This window comes from Amycolatopsis sp., from assembly GCF_036008905.1.
Taxonomy (GTDB): domain Bacteria; phylum Actinomycetota; class Actinomycetes; order Mycobacteriales; family Pseudonocardiaceae; genus Amycolatopsis.
Genome location: NZ_DASYMU010000230.1, coordinates 1 through 10,384 on the forward strand (window position 1 = coordinate 1; position 10,384 = coordinate 10,384).

The following is a 10,384-nucleotide window of genomic DNA, read 5'->3' on the forward strand; positions in this document are numbered from 1 at the left end:
CCCCCCCCCCCCCACAACTCCTAGACCACAACTCCTAGACCACGGCTCCGTGGTCGTTGCGCGCCTTACTCGGTGCCGCACGACGGCGACGGGATTTCCCGGCGCCGGGCCAGCGGTTGTCGAGCAGGATCGCCACCGGGCCCGCGGTGGCCACAGTGGACACGGTGCCGGCGACCAGGCCCAGGATGAGCGCCAGGGCGAAGTCGGCGAGCGAACCGTCGCCGAGGAACAGCAGCGCTCCCAACACGAGCAGCACGCCGATACCGGTGTTCACCGTGCGCGGCAACGTCTGCAGGACCGCCGATCCGACGACCCGCGCGAACGGTTCCCGCGGCTTCTCGTGGCGAAGCTCCCGAACGCGGTCGAACACCACCACGGAGTCGTTGACCGAGTAGCCGATCACCGTGAGCAGCGCGGCGAGGAACACGCCGTCGAACGATTTCCCGAGCCAGGTGAACACGCCCAGCACGATGACGACGTCCTGCGCCAGCGCGACCACCGTGGCGACACCGAGCCGCCAGTCGAACCGGATCGCCAGGTACAGCAGCTGCGCCAGCACCGCGAGTCCGAGCGCGAGGAACGCCTTCGCCCGCAGTTCGGCGCCCAGGCTCGGCCCGATCCGCTCGTCGCGCACCTGTTGCGCCTGGCCGGCGACGTCGGCGACGGCCGTCCGGATGCGTTCGACGCCCGCCTGATCGACTGGTTCGGTGCGGACCGACACCAGCGCGTCGCCCGACGACTGCACGACCGCCCGCGGGAAACCCGCGTCCCCCACCGCGGTCCGGATCTCACCGATGTCCACTGTGGACGAAGTGCGGTACTCGAGCACCTGGCCGCCGGTGAACTCCACGCCGAAGTCCGGGCCCACGAGCGCGACCCCGGCCGCGCCGATGCCGACCGTCAGCGCCGCCGCCGCAAGCCAGCGACCGGGACGTGACAGGAAACCGGGATTCCGGCGGTCGACCCAGCGTCGCACCCGTCCGTCGCGGGCGAGCCCGCTCGCCCGGATCCACCGTGGCGAGGTACCCCGGAGACCGATGCGCAGCAGGAGCCGCGTCACCACCAGCGAAGTCAGCAACGCCGCGAGCACACCGATCGTGAGTGTGACACCGAACCCGCGCACCGGGCCGGAAGCCAGCCAGAACAGCAGGCCGGCGGCGAGCAGGGTGGTGATGTTGGAGTCGACGATCGCCGACATCGCGCCCCGGTAGCCGCGGTCGACGGCCCGGACCATCGAACCGTGGGGATTCTTCGCGTGTTCTTCGCGTGTCCGCTCGAAAACCAGCACGGTCGCGTCGACTGCCATGCCGATGGCGAGCACGAACCCGGCGAGCCCGGGCATGGTGAGGGTGGCGCCGACGGCGAGCAGTGCGGCGTAGGAGATCACCGCGTACCCGAGCAGCGCGAGGACCGAGATGAGCCCGGCGAACCGGTAGACGACCAGCAGGAACAGCGCGGTGAGCGCCAGCCCGATGATCGACGCCCAGGCGCTGGCCTCGATCGCGTCGGAACCCAGCGTCGGCCCGACGGTCCGCTGCTCGATGATCTCGACCGGCACCGGCAGGGCGCCCGCGCTGATCAGCAGCACCAGGTCCTTGGCCTCGGCTTGGCTGAACTGCCCGGTGATGTTGGTGCTGCCGCCGGTGATGCCCACCCCGCACCGGATCTGCCGGTCTACCTGGGGCGAGGAAACCACGCGGTCGTCGAGCACGATCGCCACCCGCCGTTCCGGCGCACCCGGTGCGGCACAGGCGGCGCGCCCGGTCAGCTGTTCCCAGCTGCTCGCGGCCGGACCGGTGAACTCGACCGAGACGAACCAGCCCGGCCCGACCTGCGGGTTGGTCCCGTGCCGTGCCTGCTCGACGCCGTCGCCGGTGAGCGCGGGCGGCCCGAGGCGCAACTGGGTTCCGGCTTCGTCCGGCAGAATCCGTTGGTTCCCGCTCGGTGGTGGGGCGCCAGGGGTTTCGACCCCTTCGACGTTGTGGAAGGTGAGCTGGGCGGTCTTTCCGATCACCTCGACGGCTTCCTGGGGATCCTGCACCCCGGGCAGTTCGACGACGATCCGGTTCTCCCCGGACCGGGCCAGCATCGGTTCCGAGACGCCCAGCGCGTCGACTCGTCGGCGCAGTACTTCCAGCGCCCGATCGGTCGCCTCGGCGTCGGCGGTGACAGTCGGCGAATCCTTGGCCTGCAACACGATCTGCGTGCCGCCGCGCAGATCCAGGCCCAGCCGGGGCGCGGTGGTCAGCAGCAGATAAGCGCACGCGATGGCCATGCCCAGGCAGACCAGCACCTGGGCGAGCATTCCTCTTCTTCTTTCAGGGCGCGACAAAGACGTTCTCCTCAGCAGGGATCTTCCCGCGCGCGGGAAGTGGTGACAGCACAGCGAAACGCGGGCTGGTGGTTACCGATCCGTCTGCTGGGACGGGGGAGCGCGGCCTTGAGCGGGCCTGCTTTGGTGCGCGACGGGAACAGGTGCCCCATCGTTGCGCCGCTCGACGGCGACAGCCGGTGCGGGAGTCGCGTTTTCGGGCGGCAGCAACGCGAACGGCTGAGCGGGCAGGCTGGAACCCACCCACCGATGGGAGGTCGCCGGGGGAGTGCTCTCGACGCCGTCGAGGTCGGTCGAATACCAGTCGGCATGGTGGTTTTCCGCCACCGACATCGAGTTCTCATGCGTCGCCAGCTGCGCGGGCACGAGGGAGGTGGACAACAGGACGGCGAGCAGCAGCGCCATCATCACCCGCACTGGCCCGCGCCGCTCTTCCATCCCACCCCCTCGGTTTCCGGCCACCCTACCGTCACAGCAGGGTCAGGCGGTCACCCAGACGAGGACAAGGAAGGTTCCACGCGGTGTGGCACCCGGTCACGTTCACCGCCAGCCCGAGGCGGCGGCTCAGGACGGCTCAGGCTGACCGTTCGCCGACCGGGACGGCAGCGGCGGTGAGGCCGACGGCGGTGGCCTGCAGGAGGCGGGTAAGGCGGCCTTCGAAGTCGAGCGCGGCATGACCCCAGCGGGGTTCCTGGACGTAGAGCTCGGCGAGCGTGGCGGTGGGGTGGGACAGCTGCCAGAGGTTGGCGGTGAGGCCCAGTGCCGCCGCGAGCAGGTCCTGCACCTGCCCGGCGGTCATGGCGCCGGCGGTGACGAGAGTGTCGACGATGACGTCGAAGGCCGCGAACGAGTTGGTCTTGTACCGCCGCGCGCGCTCGATGCCGACGTCGCCTTCGAGGCTCAGCGGTACGTGCGTGAGCAGGTCGCAGAACAACGGCAGCCCGGCGATGGTCGTGCTCACTTCGGCGGCGACCTCACGCGGCCCGAGATCGCGGGTGCCGGCGAGACGCGCGGAGAGGGCGTCGCGCCATTGGTTCCAGCCACGCTCGGCGAGCTCGAGCAGGAGTTCTTCCTTGCTGGCGAAGTAGCGCCGGACCGCGGACGGGTGCAGGCCGGCGGCTTCGGTCACGGCCGCGAGGGTCAGATGGCGGACCCCGCCGAGTTCGGTGGCCAGTACCCGCGCGGCGTCGAGGAGGTCTTCGGCGCGGCGGAGCTTGGCCTCCTGGGAGCGGGCTCGCTGGTGCATACCCCATCGTAGCGCACCCTGCGTGCGTTAAATCCCGAAGCGTGCTAGCGTGGCCCTAACGCAATCACAATGCGTTAATGACGAAGGGGGGAAGCAGTCATGCACGCCGCAGTGGTCACGCGTTTCGGGGAGCCTGAGGTTTTCGAACTCACCGAGTTGCCGGATCCCGTTCCCGGGCCCGGTCAGGTGGCGATCGACGTCAGTCATGCCGCCGTCGGCCTGATCGACGTCTACATCCGGCAAGGCCTGTACAAGGATCGGGCGGGCCTGCCGCAGCCGCCGTATGTGCCCGGCCTCGAAGTGGCGGGCACCATCCGCGCGCTGGGCGAAGGAGTGGACGGGTTCCGGATCGGGGAGCCGGTGGTGACGACTTCGGGCACCGGCGCGGAAGGCGCGTACGCCTCCGTGGCCGTCGTCGACGCGGCGATGACCGCGAGCCTGGAGGGCACCGGGGTGGATCCGGCGCTGGCCGTGGCGGCACTGCCCAACGCCGTCACCGCCTATCTGGCGCTCACCGGGGTGGCCCACCTGCAACCGGGCGAACGGGTGCTGGTGCACGGCGCCTTGGGCGGGCTGGCCTCGGTGTTCCCGGGCGTGGCCCGCAGTCTCGGTGCCTCGAGCGTGGTCGGTACCGCGCGCCGTGGCTCGCTGGCCGCCGCGCGAGCCTCTTCGGTGCCGTACGACGAGGTCGTGGCGAGCGAAGACCTTGTCGACGCGCTCGGCGACCAGCGCTTCGACGTGGTCATCGACCCGGTCGGCGGCCAGGTGCGCACCGACAGCCTCCGGGTGATGGCGCCGCTGGGCCGGATGCTGCTGGTGGGCAACGGCAGCGGTGACTGGCAGCACACTGTGGACACCAACGCCCTGTGGGGCGGCAATCTCGCCCTGCTCGGCTTCTCGATCGGGTACTACCTGCCCGCCCACCCCGAACAGGTCCGTCCCGCCGTCGAAGCCGCGCTGAAAGTCATCGGACAGGGCCTGGTCGACCTTCACACCCAGACCCTGCCGCTGGCCGAAGCCGTCGAGGCCCACCGCCGCCTCGAAAACGGGTCGGTCGGCGGGCGGATCCTGCTGACGCCCTCGTGAGTGGCAACGAGTGTTCTAACACTCGTTGCCACTCACGACCCCCACCAAGGGAGCCGGCGACTATCTCCGGCTGAGCGCGGTCACGGTCCACAACGACGCCCAGTGCTCGGCGGTGAGCTGCTTGGGCAGCGCGTCGGCCCGGATTCCGTTGGCGCGCAACCAGGTTGCCGCGTCCGCCCGGCCGATCCGCCCGGTGCGAGGCAGGATCTGGCCGAGTCCGTGACCGCGTCCGGTGAACACCTGTCTGACGAAATCCTGGTAGCGGGCGCGTTCGCGGACCAGCGGCTCGGCCCGGCGGGTGATCGCGAGTACCCCGCCGTCGACCGACGGCACGGGCCGGAACGCGCGGGCGGGCACCCGGGACAGGACTTCGAAGTCGTACCACGGCCACCACGCGGCGGTGAGCTGCGACGCTCCGCCGATACCCGCCCGGCGCCGGGCGACCTCCCACTGCACCACCAGGACGGCGGTGTGCCAGTGCGACTGCCCGAGGATCCGCCGCAGGGTCGCGGTGGTGAGGTGGAAGGGGATGTTGCCGACGATGGTGTGCGGCACGCGGGGGAGTTCGTGGCGCAGGAGGTCGCCGTGGACCACGGTGACGTCTTCGCCGGTCCGTCGGTCGAGCCGGTCGGCGCGCCGCCGGTCGAGTTCGACGGCGGTGATCGGCCTGCCGAGCCGGCTCAGCGGGAGGGTGAGCGCTCCGTCGCCGGACCCGAGCTCGACGATCGCTCCAGGGCCGTTGCCGGCGGCCGCGCAGATGGCCGCGATGGTGGCGCGGTCGGTGAGGAAGTTCTGGCCGAGCTCGTGCCGGCCACCGGTCGGATGGGGATACATGGGTGTGCTCCACTGCTGCGGTGAGGAGCCGGGCAGCACGAAGCGCCGCACCGGCTGAGGACCGGGATGCGGTGGCGCTGAACGAAAGTGGTCAGGACCGCCGCTAGCTGCAGCGGATCCTGATCATGGCGAAGACACCCATGTGGCGGACGGTAGCAGCGTCGCGGGCCCGTCCGCCTCCGGTTTTTCAGGCGCCTTTCGGCTCGGTCTCGGCGGTGGTGTCCGCGGGCTGGATGCCGTGTTCGGCGAGGGTCTGCCACACCGGCGTCAGCGCGTCCTCGGGATCCAGGACGAACTGGCTGTGCGCGACCCGGCAGAACGGCCAGTGCGCGCGCCGCAGTTCGCGCAGCGCCCTGTCCTGGGCGTGCTGGTGCCGCGCGCTCAGGCCGGTGAACTCGTCACACACGACCGCGACGGAGCTTTCACTGCCGCGTACGACGATGTCGAGCCGCCGGTTCCCGACGGTGACCCGCGCGTCGGCGTCGTAGCCGCGGGCCCGGATCGCGCGGTAGACCTGTTGGGCGAACAGGGAAGTGAACGGCTCGCGCAGCACGGTGGTGGGAATCTGGTCGACGGGAAGAGCCGGACGCCGCCGCTCCTCGCCGTCGCGGTAGTGGCTGAGCATCCGGTGCCGCAGGTCGTCGCTGCCGAGGTCTTCCGGCGCCAAGGAGGTGATGACCCAGAGCTGGTCGCGCGCCCGGCTGACGGCCACGTTGAGCCGCTGCTTGTAGCTGGTGCTCTGCCGCATCTGGCGGACCCGCCCGGCGACGACGGTGGAGACGAACATGACGTGCCGCTCGTCGCCCTGGAAGTTCGGCGCCAGCCCGACCGCGATGTCCCGGCGGTCGATCTCCTCGTCGGGAATCCGCCGCAGCACCAGCTTTTCGATCAGGTCGACCTGCGCGCGGCTCTGCAGCGCGATGATGCCGAACGTCTTGCCGTCGTAGGCCGGATCCTCCAGGCAGGCGGCGAGCGTGTCGACGATGTGCTCGGCTTCGATCCGGTTGGTCAGGCCGTCGTTCGCCCCTTCCACGCCTCCGCCGGGCACCTGCCCGATCCGCACGGGGGCCAGCCGGTCCACGCCGTGCTGCCGCAGCGGGACCAGTTCGTTGTCGTAGAACTCCCTCGACGGCCAGGAAATGATCTCCGGCATACAGCGGAAGTGCTCCCGCAGGCGGATGACGGACGGGAAGGCGCTGCCGAGGATGCTGTACAGATTCCCGTTGGGCAGCAGGAACTTCCGCACGTGGTCGGGCACGGCGGGGAAGTCCGCGCGCAGCCGCGCCAGCGCGTCGACGAGGTTGCGCGGGCTGCTGGTGGGCGTGCACTGCTTGTCGTCGCCGACGACGATGACCCGCGGCGCCAGCCACAGCAGGAACAACGACGTCAGCCCGGCCTGGCTGGCTTCGTCGACGATCACGACGTCGAAACTGTTGGGAGCGGCGGAAAACAGCTCGGCGACCCGGCCGATCGGCAGTACCCAGGCCGGGACCGCGGTCTTGGCTTGGGCGATCGCCGAGCGCGCGGCTCTGCGGTACTCCGCGGTGTGGGCACCGCCCTTTTTCCGGGCGAAGTACTCGAAGCTCGCCAAAGCACGCCGCGCCCCGGGTGTCATCGTGCGCAGGCAGTGCTGCCAGGCTAGTGCGGTGGCGAACTCACCGGTCGCGGTCCGCAACGCCGTTTTCGCCGCGGCGAGATCGGCTTCGCGCTGCGTGTCCAGCCCGGGCCGGTACTGCCGCCGGACGAACCGCTCGGCGACCGCCCACGACCAGGCCTGCTCGATCTCCGAAAGCCGCCTGTCCCACGCCGTGTCGCCGGCGGTGGCGCGGAGCTGGTCGTCGAGTCCGGGATGCTCGGCGCGCAGCCGGTTCTGCAGTGTCCACAGTGTCCGGTGGCTCGCCACCGTCACCCGCGCACGGGTGAGATCGTGCGCGGCGGCCCGGTACGCGTCGATGTCGCGCTCGTGAAGCGCCCGGCGGATCGCGGCGACCTCCGGCGCGGCGTCCGGGCGGCCCTCGGCGCTCTCCCACCGCCGGAGCACCGCGGTGTGGTGCTGCTCGTGCTGACCGGCCCGGATCCGGTGCTGGGTCAGCTCGATCGCGTCCGACAGGGTCTGCCAATGCTCCAAAGTGGACAGAACGGCCAGTACCCCGCGGGTGGCCAGCGCGGCGGACATCGCGGAGACACAGTTGTCCAGCTTCAGTAGCCGCGGCAGATGCCGCTCGGCCTCGATCAGCCAGTTCAGCAGCTGTCCCGGCGCGGAGCTCACCTTCCGGGTGGGCGCGACGAAACCCCAGATGTGATCGAGTTCGACGACGCCGGCGAGGACGTCGAGGAGTTCGTGCACCGCCTCCGCGGCGGCCTGGGTGCGGGGCTCGTCGTGGCGGTACCGGCAGCGTTCCCGCACCAGCTGGGTGGCGCGGCCGAAGCCGGTGTCGGTGCCGAGGAAGCGGCGGCGCACCGACCGGCCGTCCCGCAGGCCCTGCACCAGGGTCGCGGCCTGGTCCCGCAGGGACTTCACGGAGACGAGGTCGCGATCGATGACCCGCACGTCCTGGAGCACCGGGTTACGGGACCGGGCCGACAACCCGTCGGCGGTGTGGGCGGTACCCCGCAGGTCGCGCCAGGCACCCGCGTTGCGCCCGGCGAGCAGGTCTTCGACCACCCGGCCGAGCCACGCTCGCGTGGGGTGACCGGTGGCGGCGGTGGCGGCGATCTGGTTGAAGTAGTGGGCGAACTTGAGCACCTGGGCGGTCGTCTCGCGCCAGCCGTCGAGTTCGGGCGGCGGCACCGCGGCCAGCGCCCTGGCGAGCTTGTCGACCTCCGGACCGGCGGCGGGTTCGACCATCGCGCTCAGGATCGTCTCGATGTCGGCGGGGGAGTCGATCCGTTCGGCGCGGGGCACGAACTCGTCGGCCCGTACCGGACCGCTCGGATGCTCGTTGACCAGCGACAGCAACTGACGGAGCTCTGTCACCGAGAGCGGGCACCGCACGGCGGCGGACGGCGGCAAGGCCGGGAACCAGCCGAACCGGTCCCGCCGTGCCGAAACCTGCTGCGCGATCTGCGCGAGCCGGCCCTGGTAGCCGGGTGCGACCGGCGGATGGTCGGTGTGCTCGGTCTGGCGCACCAAGGCCAGCTCGATTTCGATCTCCGCGACCGCGCGCTGGGCGCCGATACGCCGTTCCATGGCCGCGGTGGCCTCGCCGGGATCGGTGTCCACGACGCGTGCGGCCATCGCCCGCACACTCGCCTCCAGCTCGCTGGTCCCGTCGTGTTCGGCGCCGACCAGCGAGACACACAGGTCCCGGATACCGGGCGGCAGCATGCCCCGCAGTACTCGTAGCGGCTGTTCCCGCTGGCTGACCACCAGTACCCGCAGGCCGTCGGCGAGCAGTGCCACGGTGAGATTCGCGATCGTGTGGGTCTTGCCGGTGCCGGGCGGGCCCTGCACCACCGCGCCGTTGTCCGCGCGCACGACGCCGAGTACCCGTCGCTGCTCGGCGTTGTGTTCGCGCGGGAACAGCGGATCCTCGCTGAGCACGTCCGTCCGCCGTCCGGTCGCCGCTTCGAGCCAGCCTCGCCGCTCGTCAGGGGTGAGCGTGCGCACGATCTGCGCCATGCCCTGCGGCACCGCGGTGTCGGGGTCACGGAGCTGGTCGAGGATCCGGTCGTAGAACCTGGCGACGCCGGACCGGTCGCGCCGCCGCAGGATCAGCGCGGGGGACGCGGAAACCCGGAGCGGTCCCGTTTCCCCGGCGTCAGGCGGTACGACGGCGGGGTCGAACGGCGGCGCTTCGGGGAGGAGCAGGCTCGTCCACTCGGAGAGCCATTTGTGGACGCCGTCTTCCGTGGGCACCAGTTCGGAGTTCTCGACGTCGCCGCGGATGGCGTCGGCGAGCCCGAGTCTCTCCCCGAGCACGCCCATGAGGAACCGGCGGTCCTCCAGCCGCGGCGGGGAGTCGTCGTCGGGACCGATCGTCACCGCGGACCGCGCGGCGTCGATGCGGACGAACAGCCGTTTGACGAGCAGGTGCCGCCGGATCCGCCGCCCGCGGTCGTCGACGCCGGAAACCAGGCCGGAGCACAGCACGAGCTCGTACTCGTCGTCCTGTGTGGACAGTCGGCGGGCGAGCCGCCGGAACTCGTCGTAGAAGTCCCGGCGGGGGAGGAGCACGTCGACCCTCCCCAGCCACTCACGGCGGGCCGCCGCGGCCTCCAGATAGGTCCGCTTCAGCGGCGTACCGGCGGCGGGATCGACGACGACGGCCAGCAGGTCCGGCGACAACGTCACCTCGGCGACCAGGTGGTCGGTCCACTGCCGCTCGTCGACGTGCTCGTGAAGCGGCCACGGACAAGGCGGTGGCGCGGGCAGGCGGACCTGGTCGACGGTCAGGAGATCGCCGTCGCGGCCGGGCCGGGCGCGCGAGCGCACGCCGTCGGGCAGCCCGGCCAGCCACCAGCATCGCTCGAACTCGCCGAGGTCGACGACGTCCGCACGCGCGGGGGCGGCCATGTCACGGAGGTACTGGACGAGCTTGGTCGCCTCACGGCGGACGTTCGGGTCGTTCGGGCGCATCGGGTCCCTATCGCCATCCCCCACCTGTGGACGGGCAGACGACAGAGTCCAGTACGCCCGGGCACCCAAGCAAGCCACGCTCGCCAAAGCTGCCGAAATGTACTACCCGGGGCGACTTTTCATACACGATATGTAATCGGCCGCTGACGAGATGTGCCCCATGTGGCCGATGTGCCGCGGGCTCAGGTGGTGGCGGGAGAATCGCCGAGCAGCCGCTCGATGCGGGCGTACGCGGCCGCCATCGCGGGCTCGGCGAGGTAGGTCACCGCGCAGGCTACCGGGTGCCCGGGCGCGGCAGGGTGGGTGG

General features: G+C 71.1%; 6 protein-coding genes. 1 reads left to right on the forward strand and 5 read right to left on the reverse strand.

What is annotated here, in order from left to right; translation table 11 throughout:
- Window positions 1–34 precede the first annotated feature (34 nt).
- The 3 genes from secD to VGP60_RS37485 all read right to left on the reverse strand — a co-directional run bounded on the left by secD (window position 35) and on the right by VGP60_RS37485 (window position 3,578).
- On the reverse strand, window positions 35–2,305 hold the full coding sequence (gene secD / locus VGP60_RS37475) for a protein translocase subunit SecD (protein ID WP_327552961.1): 2,271 nt from the start codon (window positions 2,303–2,305) through the stop codon (window positions 35–37).
- A gap of 99 nt (window positions 2,306–2,404) precedes the next feature.
- Window positions 2,405–2,770, reverse strand: a complete 366-nt coding sequence (locus VGP60_RS37480; protein WP_327552962.1) for a hypothetical protein — start codon at window positions 2,768–2,770, stop codon at window positions 2,405–2,407.
- Between the two features lie 136 nt (window positions 2,771–2,906).
- Window positions 2,907–3,578, reverse strand: coding sequence for a TetR family transcriptional regulator (locus VGP60_RS37485; protein WP_327552963.1), 672 nt, complete (start codon window positions 3,576–3,578; stop codon window positions 2,907–2,909).
- Window positions 3,579–3,677: 99 nt separating this feature from the next.
- On the opposite strand from VGP60_RS37485, the gene VGP60_RS37490 reads away from it, so the two are divergent.
- A complete protein-coding gene (locus tag VGP60_RS37490) occupies window positions 3,678–4,664 on the forward strand; it encodes a quinone oxidoreductase family protein (protein WP_327552964.1) in 987 nt (328 codons plus the stop codon).
- Between the two features lie 60 nt (window positions 4,665–4,724).
- Here VGP60_RS37490 and erm read toward each other — a convergent pair whose 3' ends face one another.
- Window positions 4,725–5,498 (reverse strand): 23S ribosomal RNA methyltransferase Erm, encoded by a 774-nt coding sequence (erm, locus tag VGP60_RS37495; protein WP_327552965.1) that lies wholly within the window; start codon window positions 5,496–5,498, stop codon window positions 4,725–4,727.
- A gap of 187 nt (window positions 5,499–5,685) precedes the next feature.
- Window positions 5,686–10,077 (reverse strand): AAA domain-containing protein, encoded by a 4,392-nt coding sequence (locus VGP60_RS37500; RefSeq protein ID WP_327552966.1) that lies wholly within the window; start codon window positions 10,075–10,077, stop codon window positions 5,686–5,688.
- Window positions 10,078–10,384 lie beyond the last annotated feature (307 nt).